We start from the raw sequence: 24312 nt of genomic DNA on the forward strand, positions 1-24312 counted from the left end.
TAAGGCCAGCGCGCTGCTGACCTCAACCATCAGCGTTCAATGATTTGAGACACATCATCGCGATTAATCTGCATCGCATTGCCTTGCTGGTCGTGATAGCTCACCAGACCGGTATCATCGTCAATTTCTGGTTTTCCATCGGTCAGGATCATTCGACCATCTTTTGTCGCCATTACATAATCACTGCTGCATCCGGAAACGGCAAAAGCCAGTCCTACGGTGGAAATCAAAACTGCCCATTTTTTCATCTGCTTATCCTCACATGGCCTGCATCTGACAATAGTTTAGTAATAACGCGAAGTTGTGCATGGCGAAAGCAGTAAAATCTTAAACTGTGAGAAGAGGTAGGTGTGGCGCGCATTCGCTCCCCGTGCGGGGAGCGATGGATTTCATCAGAGCGGATTTTTTTTATTACGCCACAGGTTCAGGGTCTCTACCGCAATAGAGAAGAACATGGCGAAATAGATATATCCTTTCGGAACGTGGACGTCGAAACTTTCCAGAATTAGCGTGAAACCGACCAGAATCAGGAACGAGAGCGCCAGCATTTTTACCGAAGGATGGCGATCGACAAAATCGCCAATCGGGCGTGCAGCAAACATCATCACACCCACGGCAATCACCACTGCCGCCATCATGATAAACAGATGATCGGACAAGCCTACCGCAGTAATCACGGAATCCAGGCTGAAGATAATGTCTAACAACATGATCTGCACAATCGCGCCCAGAAAAGAGGAAACGCGGGTTTTCAGCCCCTCTTCCTCACCTTCAATGGATTCGTGGATCTCCTTACTGGCTTTCCAGATCAGGAACAATCCCCCCAGTAGAAGGATCAGGTCGCGCGCTGATATTGCCTCGCCAAACACTTCGAATAGCGGGTTTGTCAGACGCGTTACCCAGGCGATAGAGGCCAGCAGTGCCAGACGCATGATCATCGCCGCCGCAAGCCCAATACGTCGGGCATGATTGCGTTGCGCTGTCGGGAGTTTGGCTACAACCAGAGAGAGGAAAATAATATTGTCGATCCCAAGAACGATCTCCAGCAGCGTCAGCGTACCGAGCGCAAGCCAGGCGTTAGGATCGGTTATCCATGCAAATAACATCGAACAAAGTCCTGCCAAAAAAAAGAAGCGGTAATTATAGGCCCGTAACGCGGCGGGTGAAAGACCGGACGGTGCCTATTGCGCCTGGAACAAGAAATGTCGCTCAAGCAATGCGCGCGTGAAGTTCTTTTTCAAGTAAAAACCGCGTGGTAGGGTCAGGATGGGTTCGCCATGGGCGCCAATGGCCTCGGTAAGCGCTCGGGCGTTGGCGGCTTTAGGACGCAGCTGTAGCACTTCCCCATGGCGGGCAGTGATGCGTTCGACGTGGCCTAACACTATCATGTCCATCAACTCTTCCCAGTCCAGACGCAATTGCCGGTCTTCTTCTTCATTCGGGCTCCACAGCAGGGGAGAGCCGACGCGGCGCTCAGCCAGCGGGATGCTGCGTTCGCCTTCTACCGGGATCCACAGAACGCGTTTAAGTTTGTGCCGCACATGGCTGGTTTCCCAGGTAACGCCGGTATTGCCGGTTAACGGTGCCACGCACACAAAGGTGGTTTCCAGCGGTCTGCCAAGGCTATCCACTGGGATTGTTTTCAGCTCCACGCCCAGCGCCGCAAAATCCTGCTCCGGTTTGCTGCCCGCACTGGCGCCGAGCCAGATTTCCAGTAGCACGCCAATCCAGCCTTTATCGCGCTTGAGATCCTTGGGGGCGACGAGTCCCGCCATTGCCGCCAACTCTCCCAGCGCGTAGCCCGAAAGCAGCTGTGCCTGGCTCAACAACTGGGCTTCAGATTCAGGGGGAGAAAGCAGCGGATGGAGTTCTGACATCGGGTTAACCCTTAGGTGAAAAAATGAGCAAAGATTTTATACCGTGTGGACAGAGTTTATCTTTTTCCACATGCTTTATTCAATTCTATGATTTATATTGGTTTTTAGATTCACATACGCAGAGTTGCGCAACAGCGAAGCGGGTTTTCCAATTCTGGTCACTGACAATGAACAGGATCTTACACCATGTTATCCACAGAAAGATGGGATAACTGTGAAAAACCCCCACTACTGTTTCAATTTACAGCCTTGACGTGCGACGAAAATCGAATTTTCACACAAATTGTGCCTAACTTATTGGCATAATCTGTGGATAAAACCAACGCTGGTCGATCTTTCATCAGCCTGAAGATCGTGTGCGTGATATACGTCACGTTTCTATGGGTTTATTTGCGCTGAACGGTTTTAACTTTATGAATATAGAAGACTATTTTTGATATGTGACGAATGTCTTATTCGGACTGTTCTGGGTTTTCCCATAGTAATTCCGTACTTCTTCACAACTATATCCACAGAAAAGGTGAATAAAATCGCCTTGCTTGCCCTTCTTCTGTTTATAACTCCGCCCTTAGCTGTGAGTTATTCAATTGTTATTAGAGTATCGCGCCCTTAACAGAGTGGTTTACCGCCTCTCTGGAGTGTGAAACAATCGTTTGTATATAAGGTTTATATTGAGGTAGTCCGGTGATTGATGACGATGGCTACCGCCCGAATGTAGGGATAGTAATTTGTAACCGCCAGGGGCAGGTCATGTGGGCCCGGCGATTTGGTCAGCACTCCTGGCAATTCCCGCAAGGTGGGATAAATGCAGGAGAGACAGCAGAGCAGGCGATGTACCGGGAACTCTTTGAAGAAGTGGGTCTCAGTCGTAAAGATGTACGGATCCTTGCTTCTACTCGTAACTGGTTGCGTTACAAGTTACCGAAACGTTTGGTGCGTTGGGACACGAAGCCGGTTTGTATCGGCCAGAAACAAAAATGGTTTCTTCTGCAATTGGTTAGCAGCGATGCTGAAATCAATATGCAAACCAGCAGTACACCTGAGTTCGACGGCTGGCGCTGGGTGAGTTACTGGTATCCGGTTCGACAGGTGGTGTCATTTAAACGCGATGTCTATCGCAGGGTGATGAAAGAATTCGCAAGTGTTGTCATGGCGCTTCAGGAGAGCACTCCTAAGCCGCAAAGCGCACCTGCGTACAGACGTAAAAGAGGTTAAGCTACGCAAATTATGCTCACCCGCCTGCGCGAAATAGTCGAAAAGGTGGCCAGTGCTCCGCGTCTGAATGAAGCGCTGAATATTCTGGTTACCGACATCTGTCTTGCGATGGATACAGAGGTCTGTTCGGTTTACTTGGCCGATCACGATCGACGTTGTTATTACCTCATGGCGACCCGGGGACTGAAGAAACCGCGTGGTCGTACTGTCGCACTCGCGTTTGATGAAGGTATCGTTGGCCTGGTTGGCAGGCTGGCGGAACCTATCAACCTCGCCGATGCGCAAAAACATCCCAGCTTTAAATACATCCCTTCGGTAAAAGAAGAGCGCTTTCGTGCGTTCTTAGGCGTACCGATTATTCAGCGCCGTCAGCTGTTAGGTGTGCTGGTGGTCCAGCAGCGCGAATTGCGCCAGTACGATGAAAGTGAAGAGTCTTTCCTCGTCACGCTCGCTACGCAAATGGCGGCGATTCTTTCGCAGTCGCAGCTTAACGCGCTGTTCGGCCAATACCGGCAAACGCGCATCCGCGCATTGCCCGCCGCCCCTGGTGTGGCAATAGCCGAAGGCTGGCAGGATGCGACGCTGCCGCTGATGGAGCAGGTCTATCAGGCTTCAACGCTGGATCCGGTGCTTGAGCGCGAGCGACTCACCGGTGCGCTGGAAGAGGCGGCGAATGAATTCCGCCGCTACAGCAAACGCTTTACCGCTGGGGCGCAAAAAGAAACGGCGGCGATTTTTGATCTCTATTCACACTTGCTTTCCGATACTCGTCTGCGCCGTGAGCTGTTTGCGGAAGTGGATAATGGTTCGGTGGCCGAGTGGGCCGTTAAAACGATCATTGAAAAGTTTGCCGAACAGTTTGCCGCGCTGAGTGATAACTACCTCAAAGAGCGGGCCGGAGATTTACGCGCGCTGGGCCAGCGTCTACTGTTCCATCTTGACGACTCGATCCAGGGGCCGAATACCTGGCCGGAGCGCTTTGTGCTGGTGGCGGATGAGCTTTCCGCCACCACGCTGGCGGAACTTCCTCAGGACCGCTTAGTCGGTGTGGTTGTCCGGGACGGCGCGGCCAACTCTCATGCGGCTATTATGGTTCGTGCGCTGGGTATCCCTACCGTCATGGGGGCCGATATCCAGCCATCGGTGTTACACCGCCGTACGCTGGTAGTGGACGGTTATCGCGGTGAACTGCTGGTCGATCCAGAACCGGTATTGATCCAGGAATACCAGCGTCTTATCAGTGAAGAAATTGAGCTGAGCCGCCTGGCGGAAGATGACGTCAACCAGCCAGCACAGTTGAAAAGCGGCGAGCGTGTGAAGGTGATGCTCAATGCGGGCCTCAGCCCGGAGCATGAAGAGAAGCTGGGGAGCCGGATCGACGGCATTGGCCTGTATCGCACCGAAATCCCGTTCATGCTGCAAAGCGGTTTTCCTTCGGAAGAAGAACAGGTTGCGCAGTATCAGGGCATGCTGCAAATGTTTAACGACAAGCCGGTGACCCTACGTACGCTGGATGTCGGCGCCGATAAACAACTGCCCTACATGCCGATCAGTGAAGAGAACCCGTGCCTTGGCTGGCGTGGCATTCGCATAACGCTCGATCAGCCGGAGATCTTTTTGATCCAGGTTCGGGCCATGCTGCGTGCCAACGCGGCAACCGGCAACCTGAGCATTTTGCTGCCGATGGTCACCAGCATTGATGAAGTGGACGAAGCGCGACGTTTGATTGAACGCGCCGGACGCGAAGTGGAAGAGATGATCGGCTACGCGATCCCAAAACCGCGCATTGGCATCATGCTGGAAGTTCCGTCGATGGTGTTTATGCTGCCGCACCTGATAAACCGGATAGACTTTATCTCGGTCGGAACCAACGATCTCACCCAGTACATTCTGGCTGTCGATCGTAACAATACGCGGGTGGCCAGCATTTATGACAGCCTGCATCCGGGTATGTTACGTGTGCTGGCGATGATTGCGCAGGAAGCCGAAAGAAGCGGTATCGATTTGCGATTGTGCGGTGAAATGGCGGGCGACCCGATGTGCGTGGCCATTCTGATCGGCCTGGGTTTTCGCCATTTGTCGATGAACGGTCGTTCCGTGGCTCGCGTTAAATATCTGCTGCGCCATATCGATTTTGATGAGGCGCAAACGCTGGCGCAACGCAGCCTGGAAGCGCAGATGGCGACAGAAGTACGCCATCAGGTGGCGGCTTTTATGGAACGCCGTGGCATGGGGGGACTGATTCGCGGGGGATTGTGAATCGGGGGCTGGTAACAGTAGGTATACATATCTTTTAACTGTAATCGGCATCCGCTGCGATCCCCATGTGCTATCATTCGCACCTTTGGAGCGCCTGCATTATGCAGGCGCGCTTATCAATTGCTGTCTGACTTCAGCGAAATAACAAGAACTTGTGGTGACAGATGACCAGTAGCTATCTGCATTTTCCGGATTTCGATCCGGTCATTTTCTCAATCGGACCCGTCGCGCTTCACTGGTACGGCTTAATGTATTTGGTGGGGTTTATTTTTGCGATGTGGCTGGCGACGCGCCGTGCTAATCGTCCGGGCAGTGGCTGGACCAAAAATGAAGTAGAAAATCTACTGTATGCGGGCTTCCTCGGGGTTTTCCTTGGAGGGCGTATTGGTTACGTACTGTTCTATAACTTCCCGTTATTCCTCGATAACCCGCTGTATCTGTTCCGCGTTTGGGACGGCGGGATGTCCTTCCACGGTGGGCTGATTGGTGTGATCCTGGTGATGATTATCTTCGCCAAACGCACCAAGCGTTCGTTCTTCCAGGTTTCTGATTTCATTGCCCCGCTGATTCCGTTTGGTCTGGGCGCAGGGCGTCTGGGCAACTTTATCAACGGTGAGCTGTGGGGACGCGTTGATCCGAACTTCAAGTACACCATGCTGTTCCCGGGCTCCCGTACCGAAGATATTTTACTGCTGCAAACTAACCCGCAATGGCAGTCAATTTTTGATACCTACGGCTCGCTGCCGCGCCACGCCTCACAGCTTTATGAGATGGCTCTGGAAGGCGTTGTGCTGTTTATCATTCTTAATCTTTACATTCGTAAACCGCGCCCGATGGGCTCGGTATCCGGTCTGTTCCTGATTGGTTATGGCGCGTTTCGTATTATCGTTGAATTCTTCCGCCAGCCGGATGCACAGTTTACCGGCACCTGGGTACAGTACATTAGCATGGGACAGATCCTATCAATCCCGATGATTGTCGCAGGCATTATTATGATGGTTTGGGCGTACCGCCGCAGCCCACAGCAACACGTTTCCTGAGGAACCATGAAACAGTATTTAGAACTGATGCAAAAAGTGCTGGATGAAGGCACACAGAAAAACGACCGTACCGGAACCGGAACGCTTTCCATTTTTGGTCATCAGATGCGTTTTAATCTGCAGGAAGGGTTCCCGCTGGTTACGACTAAACGCTGCCATTTACGCTCGATCATTCATGAACTGCTGTGGTTTTTGCAGGGCGACACCAACGTTGCCTACCTGCATGAAAACAACGTCTCAATCTGGGACGAATGGGCGGATGAAAACGGTAATCTGGGGCCGGTTTATGGCAAACAGTGGCGTGCGTGGCCTACGCCAGATGGTCGCCATATTGACCAGATCACCACGGTGTTAAACCAGCTCAAAAATGACCCGGACTCTCGCCGAATTATCGTTTCTGCATGGAACGTCGGTGAGCTGGATAAAATGGCGCTGGCGCCGTGCCACGCGTTCTTCCAGTTTTACGTGGCGGATGGCAAGCTCTCCTGCCAGCTGTATCAGCGTTCGTGCGATGTGTTCCTCGGTTTGCCGTTTAACATTGCCAGCTACGCCTTGCTGGTACACATGATGGCGCAGCAGTGCGATCTGGAAGTGGGTGATTTTGTCTGGACCGGTGGCGACACGCACCTGTACAGCAATCATATGGATCAAACGCATCTGCAGCTTAGCCGCGAACCGCGCGCGCTGCCGAAGCTGGTCATCAAACGTAAGCCTGAATCTATCTTTGACTATCGCTTCGAAGATTTCGAAATTGAAGGCTACGATCCGCATCCTGGTATTAAAGCGCCAGTGGCTATCTAACCGGCCTCATGCTGTCACAACCGACGCCCGTGTGCGTCGGTTTTTTTTGTCTCAAATCGCGTTCTTCGGCGTGGGTTCCTGAAATATTGCAACGACCTGCAACGCGACAAATATTCCTCGTAGCTCGCCGTAGAAACCGAATTTCCCGCTCGTTATTCATTTTCCTCACGCCATACTGGCGACATGAAAAAACAACACGGCTACACGCTTCTCGAAACCCTGATTGCGATGCTGATCGTCGCGGCGCTTGGCGCCTCGGGGCTGTATGGTTGGCAGCGCTGGCAGCAGCAACAGCGGCTATGGCAAACCGCCATTCAGGTGCGAGATTACCTGCTGCAACTGCGTGAAGATGCTAACTGGCGTAACCGCGATCACGTCATCAGCGTGATTCGGGATGGCACATCCTGGTGTTTTGTCAGCTCTGCTGCTGTGCAAACCACGTGTCTACCCGTTTCGCCCTTGGTTTTTACACCGCCCTGGGACGATGTCGAAATGGCAGAGATAACGCCTTCACTGGCCTTTTTTGGTCTGCGCAATACGGCATGGGCTGGACATATTCGCCTGAAAAATACGACAGGGGAATGGCGCGTGGTGGTGTCTGGCTGGGGGCGAATCAGGCTTTGCGAGAAAGATGAGGCCAGGTTATGTCAGTAAATGAACGGGGCTTTTCACTCCTGGAGGTGCTGATTGCTATGGCGATTAGCAGCGTTTTATTGCTTAGCTCAGCGCGATTTTTACCCGCGCTGCAGCGAGAGATCCTGCGCAACACGCGCCAGTTAGCGCTGGAAGATGAAATATGGCAGCGGGTATACACCGTGGCGAAGCATCTTCAGCGGGCAGGGTATTGCCGCGGAAACTGTGTCGGAGAAGGGCTGGTGATATCGGCTAAGGGTGACTGTGTCATTGCGCGCTGGGATGCCAATAGCAACGGCATTTGGGAGAGCAGTCCCGCGAAAGAGGCCGATACGATTGGATTTCGTTTACAGGACAAGGTACTGGAGACCCTGCGGGGAGCAACGGACTGCAATGGAAAAGGGTGGGAGAAAATGACCGATCCAGCCACGATACAGATTGAGGCATTTCAGGTCGAACGTCTGAATATCAGCGGATATTCCCCGCTCCTTACGCTGCGTTTGCGCGGAGTGAACAATGTCGAACCACAAAAGGTTATTGAAGCAGTCTACAGCGTGACAGGATTCAACCTGTGAACCGTGAGCGGGGCGTTTCATCTTTAGCGATGGTCTTGTTGCTATTAGTGCTCGGTAGCCTTCTGCTGCAAGGCGTTAGCAGGCAGGAGTCCCGTTTTGCTTCGCGAGTGGTCACGCAAAGTCAGGCTCTGCAGCGCCAGGCGGTGGTGCAATCCGCGATGGAATGGGGGCGTATGCAGCCCTGGCGCTTACAACTCGCCGCACAGTGTCGGCGTTATACCACGCAGGATGCCGCGGTTTGTCTGCGACTGCTTACTAATAATTTCGTGCTGCTTATAGTCCATTATGAAGGGGTATCGTTATGGCGGCAGGGGGCGATTATTGATGGCAATATCGAATACTCGGCGCACGGCTGGAGCGATTTTTGTCCGCTAAAGGAGCAGGCACTATGTCAGATTCCCTGAACAGACAGCGTGGCTTTAGCCTGCCGGAAGTGATGCTGGCAATGGTGCTGATGATCATGATTGTGACCGCGCTGTCAGGATACCAGCGGGCGCTGATGAACAGCTTTATCATCAGAAACCAGTATCAGCAACTCTGGCGTCACGCCTGGCTGCAAACCCAGCTGTATCAGTTTTCATCGCCTTTGAACTGGCAGGTTAACCGAATGCAGACAATGAGCGCGGGATGTGTCAGCATCAACGTTAAAATTTCTTCACCCTTGGGCAGGCAGGGTCAGATGACGCGTCTGCATTGCCCGAATCGTCAGTAGTCAGGAGTCGCTATGTTAAGGGTCTACCACTCCAATCGTCTGGATGTGCTGGAAGCGTTAATGGAATTTATCGTTGAGCGCGAGCGGCTGGACGACCCCTTTGAACCTGAGATGATCCTGGTTCAAAGTACCGGTATGGCGCAGTGGCTACAAATGACCCTTGCACAGAAGTTTAGTATTGCCGCCAACATCGATTTTCCGCTGCCCGCGAGTTTTATCTGGGATATGTTTGTGCGCGTGCTGCCGGATATCCCGAAAGAGAGCGCGTTCAGCAAACAGAGCATGAGCTGGAAGTTGATGACGCTGTTGCCGCAATTGCTGGATGGCGATGACTTCGCATTGCTGCGCCACTATCTGACGGACGACACCGATAAACGTAAGCTGTTTCAGCTTTCCTCGCGCGCGGCTGACCTCTTCGACCAGTATTTAGTCTATCGACCTGAGTGGTTGACCCAGTGGGAAGCCGGGCGACTGGTTGAGGGACTCGGCGAATCTCAGGCCTGGCAGGCGCCGTTGTGGAAAGCGCTGGTGGAACACACCGAGGAATTGGGCCAGCCGCGCTGGCATCGCGCCAATTTATACCAACGATTTATTCAGACTCTGGAAAGTGCGTCCGAGTGCCCGCAGGGACTGCCTTCTCGCGTCTTTATTTGCGGCATTTCAGCGCTGCCGCCGGTTTATTTGCAGGCATTGCAGGCGCTGGGCAAGCACATTGATATTCATCTGCTGTTTACCAACCCTTGTCGCTACTACTGGGGAGATATAAAAGATCCCGCCTGGCTGGCGAAGCTGATGGCGCGTCAGCGTCGGCACAGCTTTGAAGAACGCCATCTGCCGCTGTTTCGCGATAGTCAGAAAGCCGAAGGGGTGTTTAACAGCGATGGTGAACAGGATGTGGGCAACCCGATGCTGGCCTCGTGGGGCAAACTGGGGCGCGATTACATTTATCTGCTTTCAGAACTGGAAAATAGTCAGGAGCTGGATGCGTTTGTCGATATAACACCTGACAATCTTTTGCATAATATTCAATCGGATATTCTGGAACTTGAAAGTCATGCCGTGGCGGGCGTTACGCTTGAAGAGTATTCGCGTAGCGACAATAAACGACGGCTTGAACTAAACGACACCAGCGTGACTTTCCATGTTTGTCATAGTCCACAGCGCGAGGTAGAAATTCTTCATGACCGCCTGCTGGCAATGCTGGAAGCGGATCCCACGCTGACGCCGCGCGATATTATTGTGATGGTGGCGGATATCGACAGCTACAGCCCATTTATTCAGTCGGTCTTTGGCAGTGCGCCAGCTGAGCGTTACTTACCTTATGCGATTTCCGACCGTCGGGCGCGCCAGTCTCATCCTGTCTTACAGGCCTTTATTAGCCTGCTGTCGCTGCCGGATAGCCGTTTTGTCTCAGAAGATGTGCTGGCATTACTGGATGTGCCCGTGCTGGCGGCGCGTTTCAATATCGATGAAGAAGGGCTGCGCTATCTTCGGTTATGGGTCAATGAATCTGGGATTCGCTGGGGAATTGACGACGATAACGTGCGTGAACTGGAACTTCCGCCTACAGGTCAGCATACCTGGCAATTTGGTTTAACGCGCATGCTGCTCGGCTACGCGATGGAAAGCGCGCAGGGCGAGTGGCAATCGGTATTGCCATACGATGAGTCCAACGGTTTGATTGCCGAGTTGGTAGGGCATCTGGCCTCGTTGCTGATGCAGCTCAATCTCTGGCGTAGAGGGTTAGCGCAGGAGCGCCCGCTGGAAGAGTGGCTGCCCGTTTGTCGGGACATGCTTAATGATTTCTTCCTGCCGGATGCAGATACCGAAGCGGCGATGACGCTGATTGAACAGCAGTGGCAGGCCATTATCACTGAAGGTCTGGGGGCTGAGTATGGTGATGCCATACCGCTCTCTCTATTGCGTGATGAGCTGGCCCAGCGTCTTGACCAGGAGCGCATTAGCCAGCGCTTCCTGGCGGGGCCAGTTAACATTTGTACGCTGATGCCGATGCGCTCTATTCCTTTCAAGGTGGTGTGCCTGCTGGGTATGAACGATGGCGTTTATCCGCGTCAGCTTGCACCGTTGGGCTTTGATTTGATGAGTCAAAAACCGATGAGGGGCGATCGCAGCCGTCGCGATGATGACCGCTACCTGTTTCTTGAAGCATTGATTTCAGCACAGCAAACGCTCTACATCAGCTACATTGGCCGCTCCATTCAGGACAACAGCGAGCGCTTCCCGTCGGTACTGGTGCAGGAACTGATGGACTACATCGGGCAAAGCCACTACCTGCCGGGCGATGAATCGTTGACCTGCGATCAAAGCGAGGCCCGGGTAAAAGCACACATTACCCGTTTGCATACCCGTATGCCCTTTGATGCACAAAACTATCTGCCGGGCGAACAGCAAAGCTATGCCCGGGAATGGCTGCCTGCGGCGAGCCTGTCAGGAAAAGCGCACACGAATTTTGTCCAGACGCTTCCTTTTGAGATGCCTGAAACGCTGACGCTGGAAACGCTGCAGCGATTTTGGGCTCATCCGGTAAGGGCTTTTTTCCAGATGCGTCTGAGGGTCAACTTCCGCTCTGAAGAAAGTGAGATCCCGGAAACGGAACCGTTCACTCTTGAAGGATTAACCCGCTATCAGCTTAATCAGCAATTGCTTAACACGCTGGTTGAAGAGAAGGATGCTGAACAACTGTTTCGCCGTTTTCGTGCGGCGGGCACGCTTCCCTATGGGCCATTTGGCGAAATTCTGTGGGATACGCAGCGTCAGGAGATGCAGTCGCTGGCTGAACGCATTATCGCCTGTCGTCAGCCCTGCCAGAGTATGGAAATCGATCTTAACTGTAACGGCGTGCAAATCACCGGTTGGCTACCACAGGTGCAAGAGGACGGTTTGTTGCGCTGGCGCCCATCTTTGATAAGCATTGCGCAGGGTGTGCAACTTTGGCTGGAACATCTTGTCTATTGTGCCAGTGGCGGTACGGGAGAGAGCCGGTTGTTCCTGCGTAAAGACGGGGAATGGCGTTTTCCGCCACTGGATGCAGAGCAGGCACTGCTGTACCTGTCGCAGCTCATTGACGGGTATCGGGAAGGCATGTCGTCACCATTGCTGGTATTGCCCGAAAGCGGCGGCGCCTGGATAAAAACCTGTTATGACGCCGTAAATGATGCCATGTTAGATGACGATGCAACGTTGCAAAAAGCGCGCAGTAAGTTTCTGCAGGCCTATGAAGGCAACATGATGGTACGGGGTGAAGGTGATGATATCTGGTATCAGCGTCTTTGGCGTCAGCTGGATGCGGCTACGCTGGAGACCATTGTTTTACAGTCTCAGCGCTACCTGTTACCAATTTTTCGCTTTAATCAGTCATGATGATTGTATAAAAATTGCGCGGTTCGATGGCTTCCACTATGATGCGCATTCTGTCACGGACTGATTCTTACAAAGAGAGGATGCTGGCTCGTTCAGCACATAGTCTTGCCCTGTTCAGACCACGTATTTATGCGTGCTTTGCTGTGAACAGGTGAATACGTTAATGATGAGGTTTGTGAATGCCCCGCAGCACCTGGTTCAGCGCATTACTGTTGTTCGTCGCCCTTTGGGTTCCCGTAAGTCAGGCAGATACCGGTTGGCAGCCTTTAGCTGAAACCATCCGTAAAAGCGATAAAGACACCCGCCAGTATCAGGCCGTGCGCCTTGATAACGGCATGGTCGTGTTGCTGGTATCCGATCCTCAGGCCGTGAAATCCCTTTCTGCACTGGTGGTTCCCGTGGGCTCGCTGGAGGATCCGGACGAGCATCAGGGGCTGGCACATTATCTCGAACACATGTGTCTGATGGGCTCGAAAAAATACCCACAGCCGGACAGTCTGGCTGAATTCCTGAAAATGCACGGCGGCAGCCACAATGCCAGCACCGCGCCTTACCGTACGGCCTTCTATCTTGAAGTCGAAAACGACGCGTTGGTGGGGGCGGTGGATCGCCTGGCGGACGCTATTGCCGATCCGTTGCTGGATAAAAAATATGCCGATCGTGAGCGTAACGCGGTTAACTCCGAGCTGACGCTGGCGCGTACCCGAGACGGGATGCGTATGGCGCAGGTGAGTGCTGAGACCATCAACCCGGCGCACCCTGGCTCGCGTTTCTCCGGCGGAAATCTCGAGACATTAAGCGATAAACCGGGAAACCCGGTGGTGCAGGCATTACAAAAATTTCATGAAAAGTACTACTCCGCGAACCTGATGAAGGCGGTGATTTATAGCAATAAACCGCTGCCAGAGCTGGCGCGGATAGCTGCTGACACCTTTGGACGCGTACCGAACAGAAATATCGCAAAGCCTGAAATTACCGTACCGGTAGTCACCGACGCGCAAAAGGGCGTCATCATCCACTATGTTCCGGCAATGCCGCGTAAAGTACTGCGCGTCGAGTTTCGTATCGATAACAACAGCGCGCAGTTCCGCAGTAAAACCGATGAGCTGGTGACCTATCTGATTGGTAATCGTAGCCCTGGCACGTTGTCTGACTGGCTGCAAAAGCAGGGACTGGTTGAAGGTATTCGTGCGGATTCCGATCCGGTGGTCAATGGGAACAGCGGCGTGTTAGCCATTTCCGCGACGTTAACCGACAAAGGGCTGGCGAACCGCGATGAAGTTGTTGCGGCAATTTTCAGTTATCTCAATCTGTTACGCGATAAAGGCGTCGATAAACGCTATTTTGACGAACTGGCGCACGTACTGGATCTCGATTTCCGTTATCCCTCCATCACCCGTGATATGGACTACGTGGAATGGCTGGCTGATACCATGATCCGCGTTCCTGTCGAACATACGCTGGATGCGGTGAATATTGCCGACCAGTACGATGTGAAAGCCGTTGAGCAACGCCTGGCAATGATGACGCCACAGAATGCGCGTATCTGGTATATCAGTGCGAAAGAACCGCATAATAAAACCGCTTATTTTGTCGATGCGCCTTACCAGGTGGATAAAATCAGCGACAAAACCTTTGCCGACTGGCAGCAAAAAGCGCAGGGCATTGCGCTGTCGTTACCGGAGTTGAACCCCTACATTCCGGATGATTTCACGCTGATTAAAACGGATAAAAAATACGCTCACCCGGAACTGATCGTTGATGAGCCGGATCTACGCGTGGTGTATGCGCCGAGCCAGTATTTTGCCAGTGAGCCGAAGGCTGACGTCAGCGTGATCCTGCGTAACCCGAAGGCCATGGACAGCGCCCGCAACCAGGTATTATTCGCACTTAACGATTACCTGGCGGGGATTGCGCTCGATCAGTTAAGCAATCAGGCGTCGGTAGGTGGAATTGGTTTCTCTACCAACGCTAACAATGGGTTGATGCTTAACGCCAACGGCTATACCCAACGTCTGCCGCAGCTTTTTCAGGCTCTGCTGAGCGGCTATTTCAGCTACACCTCAACGGATGAACAGCTGGAACAGGCGAAATCCTGGTATGCCCAGATGATGGATTCTGCAGAGAAGGGTAAAGCCTACGATCAGGCAATTATGCCAGTACAAATGCTTTCTCAGGTGCCGTACTTCTCACGCGATGAGCGCCGTAAGCTACTGCCTTCCATCACCCTGAAAGAGGTGATGGCGTACCGCGACGCCTTAAAAACCGGTGCGCGGCCTGAATTCCTGGTAATTGGTAATATGAGCGCCGCTCAGGCGACGACCATGGCGCGGGATATCCAACAACAGCTTGGCGCTAACGGGTCACAGTGGTGTCGCAATAAAGATGTGGTTGTGGACAAGAAGCAGTCCGTCATCTTTGAAAAAGCAGGCAGTAGCACGGACTCCGCGCTGGCGGCGGTATTTGTGCCAACCGGATACGATGAATACGCCAGTTCAGCCTACAGCGCCATGTTAGGGCAGATTGTTCAGCCGTGGTTCTACAATCAACTGCGTACTGAAGAGCAGTTAGGCTACGCTGTATTTGCTTTCCCGATGAGTATCGGCCGTCAGTGGGGAATGGGGTTCCTGCTGCAAAGCAATGATAAGCAGCCGTCTTATCTTTGGGAGCGTTATAAAGCGTTCTTCCCGACGGCGGAAGCGAAGCTGCGGGCGATGAAACCTGAAGAGTTTGCGCAAATTCAGCAGGCGATTATTGCGCAAATGTTGCAGGCGCCGCAAACGCTGGGGGAAGAAGCCTCACAGTTAAGCAAAGATTTTGATCGCGGCAATATGCGCTTCGATTCACGTGATAAAATAGTGGCTCAGATTAAACTGCTGACGCCGCAAAAACTTGCCGACTTCTTCCATCAGGCGGTGGTTGAGCCGCAAGGCATGGCGATACTGTCACAGGTTTCCGGCAGTCAGAACGGGAAAGCAGAATATGTGCACCCGGAAGGCTGGAAAGTGTGGCAGACCGTCAGCGCGTTGCAGCAAACCTTACCCCTGATGAGTGATAAGAATGAATGATGCCGCTGAGTCCCTTGATCCACTGCGCTTGCCCCTGACGGGCGAGCGCCTGATTGAAGCCTCTGCGGGCACCGGTAAAACCTTTACCATCGCCGCCCTGTATTTACGTTTATTGCTTGGACTGGGCGGCTCTGCCGCCTTTCCTCGTCCTCTGACCGTTGAAGAACTGCTCGTGGTCACCTTCACCGAGGCGGCCACCGAAGAGTTGCGCGGTCGAATTCGTAGCAACATTCATGAACTGCGAATTGCCTGCCTGCGTGAAAAGACCGACAACCCGCTATATGCCCGTATGTTAGATGAAATCGCCGATAAAAAACAGGCCGCTCAGTGGCTGCTATTGGCTGAAAGACAGATGGATGAAGCGGCGGTGTTTACCATCCACGGCTTTTGTCAGCGTATGCTCAGTCTCAACGCCTTTGAATCAGGCATGCTGTTCGAACAGCAACTGATAGAAGATGAATCGCTGCTGCGCTATCAGGCCTGTGCGGACTTCTGGCGTCGGCACTGCTATCCGCTACCCCGCGACATTGCGCAGGTGATTTTTGAAACGTGGAAAGGACCGCAGGCTCTGCTGAGAGACATCGATCGCTATCTGCAGGGGGAAGCGCCGGTCATCAAGGCTCCGCCGTCTGATGACGAAACGCTGGCTTCCCGGCACGAACAAATTCTCACGCGCATTTACCAGATCAAGCAGCAATGGCGTGAATCCGTTGATGAGCTGGATGGCCTGCTGGAAGCCTCCGGGATTGACCGGCGTAAATTTAATCGTGGTAACCAGGGCAAGTGGATCGAAAAGATCAGCGCATGGGCGCAAGAACAAACCCAAAGTTATCAGCTTCCTGACGCGCTGGAGAAATTCTCACAGCGTTTTCTGGAAGAGCGCACTAAAGCGGGCGGAATAACCCCTCAGCACCCGCTGTTTGTCGCTATTGATGAACTGCTTAGCGAACCGTTAACTCTCCGCGATCTGGTGATTACCCGGGCGCTGGCGGAGATCCGTTCAGCGGTTGCCGAGGAGAAACGACGCCGCGGTGAGCTAGGCTTTGACGATATGCTCAGCCGCCTGGATGCGGCGTTGCGCAGTGAAAGCGGCGATGCGCTGGCGACGGCTATCCGTACCCGTTTTCCGGTCGCGATGATCGATGAATTTCAGGATACCGATCCGCAGCAGTACCGTATTTTTCGCCGGATCTGGCAGCATCAGCCGGATACCGCACTGCTGCTGATTGGCGACCCAAAACAGGCGATTTACGCGTTCCGCGGCGCGGATATCTTCACCTATATGAAGGCGCGCAGCGAGGTCAGCGCACACTATACGCTTGATACCAACTGGCGTTCGGCCCCCGGCATGGTCAATAGCGTAAATACGCTTTTCAGCCAGATGGATGACGCCTTTATGTTCCGCGAAATCCCCTTTAGCCCGGTAAAATTTGCAGAAAAAAACCAGTCGTTTCGGTTTGTTTTACACGGTGAGACACAGCCAGCCATGAGCATGTGGCTGATGGAAGGGGAAAGCTGCGGCGTAGGCGATTATCAGAACTACATGGCCCAGGTGTGCGCCACGCAAATTCGCGACTGGCTTAAGGCCGGGCAGTCTGGCGCTGCGCAACTGGTCAGTGGTAAAACATCCAGTCCGGTACGCGCGTCGGACATCAGCGTACTGGTTCGTAGCCGCCAGGAGGCGGCACTGGTCCGTGATGCGCTGACGCAGCTGGCAATTCCCTCCGTCTACCTTTCCAACCGTGACAGCGTATTTGAAACGCTGGAAGCGCGGGAGTTGCTGTGGGTGCTGCAGGCGGTGATGACGCCGGAGCCTGAGAACACGCTGCGTAGCGCGCTGGCGACCTCAATGATGGGGCTGAATGCGCAGGATCTTGAAGCCTTAAATAACGACGAAAATGCCTGGGATGCGGTGGTCGAAGAGTTTGATGGCTATCGTCAGATCTGGCATAAACGCGGCGTGATGCCGATGCTGCGCGCGCTGATGACAACCCGCCAGATTGCGGAAAACCTGCTGGCGACGGCGGGGGGCGAACGCCGCCTGACCGATATTTTACATATCAGCGAACTGTTGCAGGAAGCAGGCTCGCAGCTGGAAAGCGAGCATGCGCTGGTGCGCTGGCTGTCCCAGCATATTCTTGAACCCGACAGCAACGCGTCCAGCCAGCAGCTCAGGCTGGAAAGCGACAAGCATCTGGTCAAAATCGTCACTATCCATAAATCTAAAGGGCTGGAGTATCCGCTGGTCTGGCTGCCGTTTATCACGAATTTCCGCGTCCAGGATCAGGCTTTCTACCACGATCGCAGCTCTTTTGAAGCCGTGCTGGATCTCAGCGATGCCGAGGAGAGCGTTGAGCTGGCTGAAGCGGAGCGTCTGGCGGAAGACCTGCGTTTGCTCTATGTCGCGCTAACCCGTTCGGTATGGCACTGCAGCCTTGGCGTTGCGCCGTTGGTGCGACGTCGGGGCGATAAAAAAGGGGATACCGATGTGCATCACAGCGCCCTTGGTCGCCTGTTGCAAAAAGGTGAGCCGATGGATGCCGCGGGTCTGCGTAGTGCGATTGAAGCGCTGTGCAGCGACGATATTGCCTGCCAGACGCCTGCGCAGCCTGACGGTGAACGCTGGCAAGTTGCGCAGGCTGTTAGCTGCGAACTGAGTGCGAAAATACTGCAGCGTACGCCCGGCGATAGCTGGCGCGTGACCAGTTATTCCGGTCTGCAGCAGCGTGGGCATGGAATCGCGCAGGATCTGATCCCGCGACTGGATATTGATGCCGCAGGCGTTGGTGAGGTTATTGAAGAGTCAGGGCTTACACCGCATCAGTTCCCGCGCGGCGCTTCGCCAGGTACATTCTTGCATAGCCTGTTTGAAGATCTCGACTTTACTCAACCGGTAGATCCGCGTTGGGTCGAGGAAAAACTGGCGTTGGGAGGTTATGACGCGCACTGGACGCCGGTTTTGACCGAATGGCTGGATGCCATTTTGCAGGCGCCTCTCAACGAGACGGGCGTGAGTTTGAGCCATCTTTCCGCGGGTGAAAAACAGGTGGAGATGGAGTTTTACCTGCCGATTTCGCAGCCGCTGATGGCCAGCCAACTTGATGCGTTAATTCGCCAATACGATCCGCTCTCCGCGGGGTGCCCTGCGTTGGAATTTATGCAGGTACGCGGCATGCTGAAAGGATTTATTGACCTGGTTTTCCGCCACCAGGGGCGTTATTACCTTCTCGATTACAAATCGAACTGGCTTGGGGAAGACAGCTCAGCGTATACGCAGCAGGCGATGGCCTCTGCCATGCAGGCGCATCGCTACGACCTGCAGTATCAACTTTATACCCTGGCGCTGCATCGCTACTTGCGCCATCGCATTGCTGATTACGATTATGAATGCCATTTTGGCGGCGTTATCTATCTCTTCTTGCGTGGCATTGACAGTGAAAATCCGCAACAGGGAATTTACGCGACCCGACCTGACGGGGAGTTAATCGCCTTGATGGACGAGATGTTTGTCGGTGCGCCACTGGAGGAGATGTCATGACAATCCAGAAACGATTACAGGAAGCTGTGGAGCAAAAACAGCTCCGGCCTCTGGATGCCCAGTTTGCGCTGGCGGTTGCCGGAAATGACAACCCTGCCGTTGCGCTGGCGGCGGCGTTGCTCAGTCGTGAAGCAGGAGAAGGGCACGTCTGCTTACCACTTTCGCGGTTATCCCTGAGCGAGGATGCCCATCCCCTTTTAAGCGCCTGGCTCGCTGAAGTGGGGGAGCCAGAAGACTGGACGGAATGTCTGCTGGCCTCCGGGGCGGTAAGCCGTGGTGAGCAACCCACGCCGCTGGTGCTGCACGGCGATCGCTTGTATCTGAACCGGATGTGGCATAACGAACGGGCGGTGGCTCGCTTTTTCAGTGAAGTTAACCACGCCATTGAGGTGGATGAACAACGGCTTACCCACACGCTTGCGGCGTTGTTTCCACCAGCGGAAGGTGTTAACTGGCAAAAAGTGGCCGCTGCGGTGGCGTTGACCCGTCGTATATCGGTGATCTCCGGCGGGCCGGGGACCGGAAAAACGACAACAGTAGCGAGGCTTTTGGCGGCGTTGATTCAGATGGCGGAGGGGGAACGCTGCCGTATTCGCCTGGCGGCTCCTACTGGAAAGGCGGCAGCGCGCCTGACTGCCTCGCTGGGCGCAGCGCTACGAGAACTGCCGTTAACCGAAGAGCAAAAGAAACGCATTCCCGATGACGCCAGTACGTTGCATCGATTATTAGGCGCTCAGCCAGGCAGTCAGCGCCTGCGCCATCATGCGGGAAACCCGCTGCATCTGGATGTGCTGGTGGTGGATGAAGCCTCGATGATTGATTTGCCGATGATGTCGCGCCTTATCGATGCGCTGCCGCCGCACGGGCGGGTGATTTTTCTTGGCGATCGTGACCAGCTCGCTTCTGTCGAAGCGGGGGCGGTGCTGGGGGATATCTGTGCTTTCGTCGGTGACGGGTTTACCCCGGAACGCGCCCGCCAGCTCAGTCGTCTGACCGGAAGCGCTATTCCGGCAGGTCCGGGAACTCAGGCCGCCGCTTTGCGCGACAGTTTGTGTCTGCTGCAAAAGAGTTACCGTTTCGGTAGCGATTCCGGAATCGGTCAGTTGGCTGCTGCGATTAATCGTGGTGACAAAGCCGCGCTCAAAACGGTCTTCCAGCAGGGGTTTAGCGACATCGAAAAACGCACGCTACATAGCAGCGAAGATTACGCCGCGATGTTGGATGAGGCGCTGGCGGGTTATGGGCACTATCTGGATTTACTGCGAGAGGGCGCTGAGCCGGATGCCGTCATTCAGGCCTTCAATGAGTATCAGCTGTTGTGTGCCCTGCGTGAAGGTCCGTTTGGCGTGGGTGGTTTGAATGAACGCCTTGAGCAGGTGATGGCGCAAAAACGTAAAATTCATCGTTCAACGCATAGCCGCTGGTATGAGGGAAGGCCGGTGATGATCGCGCGCAATGACAGTTCGCTGGGATTATTTAACGGTGATATCGGCATTGCCCTCGATCGTGGACAGGGCCTGAGGGTGTGGTTTGCGCTGCCGGACGGTTCTATCAAATCAGTCCAGCCCAGTCGCTTACCTGAACATGAAACCACCTGGGCGATGACCGTGCACAAATCGCAGGGATCTGAGTTTGACCATGCGGCGTTGATTTTACCCAGCCAGCATTCACCCGTGGTTACCCGCGAGCTGGTCTATACCGCCGTCACCCGCGCGCGCCGGCGTCTGTCACTGTATGCCGATGAGCGGATATTAAGTAACGCCATTGCCACCCGCACCGAACGTCGCAGCGGATTGTCGGCGTTGTTTAATCAATAAAATTCGTTGCCGGATAAGGCATTTATACCGCATCCGGCAACGACCACTACCCCAAATCCGCCATCAGCACCTTTGACCGCCGCTGATAGTTGTACATCTCTTTCTTGCTTTCCGGCAGCAGGTCGATATCCACCGGCGTGAAACCACGTTCCTGGAACCAGTGAATGCTGCGCGTGGTCAGCACGAACAGTTTGCTCAGTCCCATTTGCCGGGCCTGCGCGGCGATCCGCTCCAGCAATACTTCCCCGCGCGATGAGCTACGGTAGTCCGGATGCACCGCCACGCACGCCATTTCGCCAATTCTCTCCTCCGGGAAAGGGTACAGAGCGGCGCAGGCGATGGTCAGGTTATCGCGCTGAATAATCGTGAATTTGTCGATCTCCATTTCCAGTTGTTCGCGGGAGCGACGTACCAGAATGCCTTGTTGCTCCAGCGGGCGGATCAGCTCCAGAATCCCGCCGATATCGTTAATGGTAGCGCGGCGGATCTGCTCGGCGCTTTCCATTACGATCTGCGTACCGATCCCGTCACGGGAGAACAGTTCCTGCAGCAATGCGCCATCTTCCTGATAGCTGATCAGATGGCAGCGCCGTACCCCACTGCGACAGGCTTTCACTGCCCCACGCAGGAAGCGCACTGTGCCGGAGCTGTAATCGCCTTTCTCTTCCTGCAACTCAACGCGCGCCTGGGCTTCGTTAGGAAACAGCTCGGAAATAATATCGCCATCATCGTTGGTGACGCCCTGAGAGGAGCAAAAGCCGATCATTTTCTCTGCCTTCAGTTTGATAGCCAACTGCGTGGCGACCTCTTCTGAAGTCAGGTTAAAGCTCTCTCCGGTGACGGAAACGGCGACCGGGCCCATCAGCACAATCGCGCCACTGTCTAACTGCCGGTGAATGGCATCTTCATCAATACGACGAATACGTCCGCTATGGCAGTAATCCACGCCGTCATCAACGCCCAGCGGCTGGGAGATAATAAAATTACCGCTGACCACATTGATGTGCGCCCCCTGCAATGGCGTATTATTCAGGCTCATTGACAGGCGGGCGGTAATATCAAGCTGAAGTAACCCTGCCGCCTGTTTGACCAGCTCCAGGGTTTTAGCGTCGGTAACGCGCGTATTCTTGTGGTACACCGGTTCATGATGATGCGCCGCAAGATTGGCATCAATCTGCGGTCGTGCGCCATAGACCACGACAAGGCGGATGCCGAGACTATGAAGAAGGCCAATGTCATTGACGATACTGGAAAAGTTTTCATGCTCGATGGCTTCGCCGCCCAGCATAATGACAAACGTCTTTCCCCGATGGGTATTGATATAGGGAACAGAATGGCGGAATCCCTGTACCAGTTCGGTTCTACGCTCCTTCACCACGGCACACCCTCATTGCATGATTATTCGTAATTTGTGTATTTTTATTCTGTTTTGGCGCTGTGCGCAAGCGTAATTTTTACCCATGCCGAAGATTTTTCTCAGTAATGCCGTGAATATAAAAAGAATGTTTACCCTTTTATAGATGACAGATTATGCGTCATTCGCTAAAGTTTCCGGTCAATTCAGACGTTTTACGTATTACCTCAATAAAGATTTCTTTTTGCTCGGGAGAAGCATGTCGGGATCCAATTCAGCAATCAGTCGCCGCCGTTTACTGAAAGGTGCGGGTGCTATGTGGCTTTTGAGCGTCAGCCAGGTTGGTCTGGCTGCCATGAGTCAGGTCGTTGCCGTACGTGTCTGGCCAGCGTCCAGCTACACCCGCGTCACGGTAGAATCTAACCGTCTGCTGAAATACAAACAGTTTGCCCTGAGTAATCCTGAGCGTGTGGTTGTGGATATTGAAGGCGTTAATTTGAACTCGGTGCTCAAGGGCATGGGTGCGCAGATCCGTCCTGACGATCCGTATATTAAATCGGCGCGCGTCGGGCAGTTTGACCCACAGACCGTGCGGATGGTGTTCGAGCTGAAACAGAATGTGAAGCCGCAACTTTTTGCGCTGGCTCCGGTGGCCGGCTTTAAAGAACGTCTGGTGATGGATCTCTATCCCGCGAATGCCCAGGATGTTCAGGATCCGCTGCTGGCGTTGCTGGAAGAATACAACAAGGGCGATCTGGACAAACAGGTGCCGCCTGCGCAAAGTGGCCCACAGCCGGGTAAAGCGGGGCGCGATCGCCCCATTGTCATTATGCTCGACCCAGGGCATGGCGGAGAGGACTCCGGTGCGGTGGGGAAATACAAGACGCGTGAAAAAGATGTGGTGCTGCAGATTGCCCGACGCCTGCGAGCCCTCATAGAGAAAGAGGGCAACATGAAGGTCTTTATGACGCGAAATGAAGATATCTTCATTCCGCTTAAAGTCCGCGTGGCGAAAGCGCAGAAGCAGCGTGCAGACCTGTTTGTCTCTATTCACGCCGATGCATTTACCAGTCGACAGCCCAGAGGTTCGTCGGTATTTGCGCTCTCCACCAAAGGGGCGACCAGCACCGCCGCGAAATATCTGGCGCAAACTCAGAACGCCTCGGATTTGATTGGCGGCGTCAGCAAGAGCGGCGATCGCTACGTCGACCATACCATGTTCGACATGGTGCAATCGCTGACCATCGCCGACAGCCTGAAGTTTGGTAAAGCGGTATTGAATAAGCTCGGTAAAGTTAACAATCTGCATAAGAACCAGGTTGAACAAGCCGGGTTTGCGGTACTAAAAGCGCCGGATATTCCGTCTATTCTGGTGGAAACCGCATTTATCAGTAACGTTGAGGAAGAGCGCAAGCTCAAAACTGCGACCTTCCAGCAGGAAGTTGCAGAGTCGATTCTGGCGGGGATCAAAGCCTACTTTGCCGATGGCGCGACGCTGGCGAGAAGGGGATAACAAAAAAGCGCTGAAAAGCGCTTTTTTTATGGACCGCAGATACAAAAAAACACCCTTTAGGGTGTTTATAATGTTGGTTGCGGGGGCCGGATTTGAACCGACGACCTTCGGGTTATGAGCCCGACGAGCTACCAGGCTGCTCCACCCCGCGTCACCGTACTGCTTTATATTTTATCAAATTTGATTGGTTGCGGGGGCCGGATTTGAACCGACGACCTTCGGGTTATGAGCCCGACGAGCTACCAGGCTGCTCCACCCCGCGTCACCGTACTGCTTTTATTTCATCAAATTTTAATTGGTTGCGGGGGCCAGATTTGAACTGACGACCTTCGGGTTATGAGCCCGACGAGCTACCAAGCTGCTCCACCCCGCGTCCGTGGATGCGCACTATACTCTGCTCGCATTTTCATGCAACCCTTTTTTCACCTTGATCACGTTTTTAAGGTGAAAATGAACAAAAACAACGCATTCTGGATTGTTTTTTGCTCAAAATTTGCGTTCGGGTATGTATACGCATTTCATTAGGTTC

17 protein-coding genes and 3 tRNA genes are annotated in these 24312 nt (G+C 53.7%); 13 read left to right on the plus strand and 7 right to left on the minus strand.

Annotated features, from left to right (window positions below):
* Positions 1-29: 29 nt before the first annotated feature.
* From ygdR to mutH, 3 genes are all read right to left on the minus strand, one after another.
* On the minus strand, positions 30-248 hold the full coding sequence (gene ygdR, locus O6D90_RS04455) for a lipoprotein YgdR (protein WP_016157381.1): 219 nt from the start codon (positions 246-248) through the stop codon (positions 30-32).
* Positions 249-392: 144 nt separating this feature from the next.
* The gene (locus O6D90_RS04460; RefSeq protein ID WP_016154277.1) at positions 393-1106 is read right to left on the minus strand and encodes a TerC family protein; all 714 of its coding nucleotides are present in this window, start codon (positions 1104-1106) and stop codon (positions 393-395) included.
* A gap of 75 nt (positions 1107-1181) precedes the next feature.
* A complete protein-coding gene (gene mutH, locus O6D90_RS04465; RefSeq protein ID WP_016157380.1) occupies positions 1182-1877 on the minus strand; it encodes a DNA mismatch repair endonuclease MutH in 696 nt (231 codons plus the stop codon).
* A gap of 684 nt (positions 1878-2561) precedes the next feature.
* Here mutH and rppH point away from each other — a divergent pair.
* The 12 genes from rppH to recD all read left to right on the plus strand — a co-directional run bounded on the left by rppH (position 2562) and on the right by recD (position 20916).
* A complete protein-coding gene (rppH, locus tag O6D90_RS04470) occupies positions 2562-3092 on the plus strand; it encodes an RNA pyrophosphohydrolase (RefSeq protein WP_003825602.1) in 531 nt (176 codons plus the stop codon).
* 12 nt (positions 3093-3104) lie between these two features.
* Positions 3105-5351: a phosphoenolpyruvate--protein phosphotransferase gene (gene ptsP, locus O6D90_RS04475; protein WP_016157379.1), complete on the plus strand. Its 2247-nt coding sequence runs from the start codon at positions 3105-3107 to the stop codon at positions 5349-5351.
* A 164-nt stretch (positions 5352-5515) separates the two neighbouring features.
* Positions 5516-6391, plus strand: a complete 876-nt coding sequence (lgt, locus tag O6D90_RS04480) for a prolipoprotein diacylglyceryl transferase (RefSeq protein WP_016157378.1) — start codon at positions 5516-5518, stop codon at positions 6389-6391.
* 6 nt (positions 6392-6397) lie between these two features.
* Positions 6398-7192: a thymidylate synthase gene (gene thyA, locus O6D90_RS04485; RefSeq protein ID WP_003033990.1), complete on the plus strand. Its 795-nt coding sequence runs from the start codon at positions 6398-6400 to the stop codon at positions 7190-7192.
* Between the two features lie 183 nt (positions 7193-7375).
* On the plus strand, positions 7376-7846 hold the full coding sequence (locus tag O6D90_RS04490; RefSeq protein ID WP_016157377.1) for a prepilin peptidase-dependent protein: 471 nt from the start codon (positions 7376-7378) through the stop codon (positions 7844-7846).
* On the plus strand, positions 7837-8400 hold the full coding sequence (locus tag O6D90_RS04495; RefSeq protein WP_016157376.1) for a prepilin peptidase-dependent protein: 564 nt from the start codon (positions 7837-7839) through the stop codon (positions 8398-8400). The genes O6D90_RS04490 and O6D90_RS04495 overlap by 10 nt, the downstream gene beginning before the upstream one ends.
* Positions 8397-8804 carry a DUF2509 family protein gene (locus O6D90_RS04500; protein ID WP_016157375.1) on the plus strand — a complete coding sequence of 136 codons (408 nt, stop codon included), beginning with the start codon at positions 8397-8399 and terminating at the stop codon, positions 8802-8804. Before O6D90_RS04495 ends, O6D90_RS04500 begins: the two co-directional genes overlap by 4 nt.
* On the plus strand, positions 8789-9112 hold the full coding sequence (locus O6D90_RS04505) for a prepilin-type N-terminal cleavage/methylation domain-containing protein (RefSeq protein ID WP_016157374.1): 324 nt from the start codon (positions 8789-8791) through the stop codon (positions 9110-9112). Before O6D90_RS04500 ends, O6D90_RS04505 begins: the two co-directional genes overlap by 16 nt.
* A gap of 12 nt (positions 9113-9124) precedes the next feature.
* Positions 9125-12493 (plus strand): exodeoxyribonuclease V subunit gamma, encoded by a 3369-nt coding sequence (gene recC, locus O6D90_RS04510; protein WP_016157373.1) that lies wholly within the window; start codon positions 9125-9127, stop codon positions 12491-12493.
* Between the two features lie 179 nt (positions 12494-12672).
* A complete protein-coding gene (gene ptrA, locus O6D90_RS04515; RefSeq protein ID WP_016157372.1) occupies positions 12673-15561 on the plus strand; it encodes a pitrilysin in 2889 nt (962 codons plus the stop codon).
* Entirely contained in the window at positions 15554-19099 is a 3546-nt protein-coding gene (recB, locus tag O6D90_RS04520; RefSeq protein WP_271143255.1) for an exodeoxyribonuclease V subunit beta, read from the plus strand. The genes ptrA and recB overlap by 8 nt, the downstream gene beginning before the upstream one ends.
* The gene (gene recD, locus O6D90_RS04525; RefSeq protein WP_016157370.1) at positions 19096-20916 is read left to right on the plus strand and encodes an exodeoxyribonuclease V subunit alpha; all 1821 of its coding nucleotides are present in this window, start codon (positions 19096-19098) and stop codon (positions 20914-20916) included. The genes recB and recD overlap by 4 nt, the downstream gene beginning before the upstream one ends.
* Before the next feature lie 46 nt (positions 20917-20962).
* On the opposite strand, the gene argA is transcribed toward recD, so the two are convergent.
* Complete coding sequence (gene argA, locus O6D90_RS04530; RefSeq protein WP_008785703.1) at positions 20963-22294, minus strand: amino-acid N-acetyltransferase; 1332 nt, start codon at positions 22292-22294, stop codon at positions 20963-20965.
* 235 nt (positions 22295-22529) lie between these two features.
* Between argA and amiC the strand changes: the two genes are divergently transcribed.
* Positions 22530-23783, plus strand: coding sequence for an N-acetylmuramoyl-L-alanine amidase AmiC (amiC, locus tag O6D90_RS04535; protein ID WP_016154266.1), 1254 nt, complete (start codon positions 22530-22532; stop codon positions 23781-23783).
* 74 nt (positions 23784-23857) lie between these two features.
* Here amiC and O6D90_RS04540 read toward each other — a convergent pair.
* The 3 genes from O6D90_RS04540 to O6D90_RS04550 form a co-directional block, all read right to left on the minus strand.
* Positions 23858-23934, minus strand: a tRNA-Met gene (locus O6D90_RS04540).
* Between the two features lie 34 nt (positions 23935-23968).
* Positions 23969-24045 (minus strand) — tRNA-Met (locus O6D90_RS04545).
* A 34-nt stretch (positions 24046-24079) separates the two neighbouring features.
* A tRNA-Met gene (locus tag O6D90_RS04550) sits at positions 24080-24156 on the minus strand.
* Positions 24157-24312: the final 156 nt, after the last annotated feature.

Source organism: Citrobacter sp. 21OH12SH02A-Citro (assembly GCF_027919895.1).
Lineage (GTDB): Bacteria > Pseudomonadota > Gammaproteobacteria > Enterobacterales > Enterobacteriaceae > Citrobacter > Citrobacter braakii.

Bases quoted from the DNA above. Each gene is read 5' to 3' on its own strand.
- ygdR (WP_016157381.1), bottom strand. From the start codon at position 248: ATGAAAAAATGGGCAGTTTTGATTTCCACCGTAGGACTGGCTTTTGCC.
- O6D90_RS04460 (WP_016154277.1), bottom strand. From the start codon at position 1,106: ATGTTATTTGCATGGATAACCGATCCTAACGCCTGGCTTGCGCTCGGT.
- mutH (WP_016157380.1), bottom strand. From the start codon at position 1,877: ATGTCAGAACTCCATCCGCTGCTTTCTCCCCCTGAATCTGAAGCCCAG.
- ptsP (WP_016157379.1), top strand. From the start codon at position 3,105: ATGCTCACCCGCCTGCGCGAAATAGTCGAAAAGGTGGCCAGTGCTCCG.
- lgt (WP_016157378.1), top strand. From the start codon at position 5,516: ATGACCAGTAGCTATCTGCATTTTCCGGATTTCGATCCGGTCATTTTC.
- thyA (WP_003033990.1), top strand. From the start codon at position 6,398: ATGAAACAGTATTTAGAACTGATGCAAAAAGTGCTGGATGAAGGCACA.
- O6D90_RS04490 (WP_016157377.1), top strand. From the start codon at position 7,376: ATGAAAAAACAACACGGCTACACGCTTCTCGAAACCCTGATTGCGATG.
- O6D90_RS04495 (WP_016157376.1), top strand. From the start codon at position 7,837: ATGTCAGTAAATGAACGGGGCTTTTCACTCCTGGAGGTGCTGATTGCT.
- O6D90_RS04505 (WP_016157374.1), top strand. From the start codon at position 8,789: ATGTCAGATTCCCTGAACAGACAGCGTGGCTTTAGCCTGCCGGAAGTG.
- recC (WP_016157373.1), top strand. From the start codon at position 9,125: ATGTTAAGGGTCTACCACTCCAATCGTCTGGATGTGCTGGAAGCGTTA.
- ptrA (WP_016157372.1), top strand. From the start codon at position 12,673: ATGCCCCGCAGCACCTGGTTCAGCGCATTACTGTTGTTCGTCGCCCTT.
- recB (WP_271143255.1), top strand. From the start codon at position 15,554: ATGAATGATGCCGCTGAGTCCCTTGATCCACTGCGCTTGCCCCTGACG.
- recD (WP_016157370.1), top strand. From the start codon at position 19,096: ATGACAATCCAGAAACGATTACAGGAAGCTGTGGAGCAAAAACAGCTC.
- amiC (WP_016154266.1), top strand. From the start codon at position 22,530: ATGTCGGGATCCAATTCAGCAATCAGTCGCCGCCGTTTACTGAAAGGT.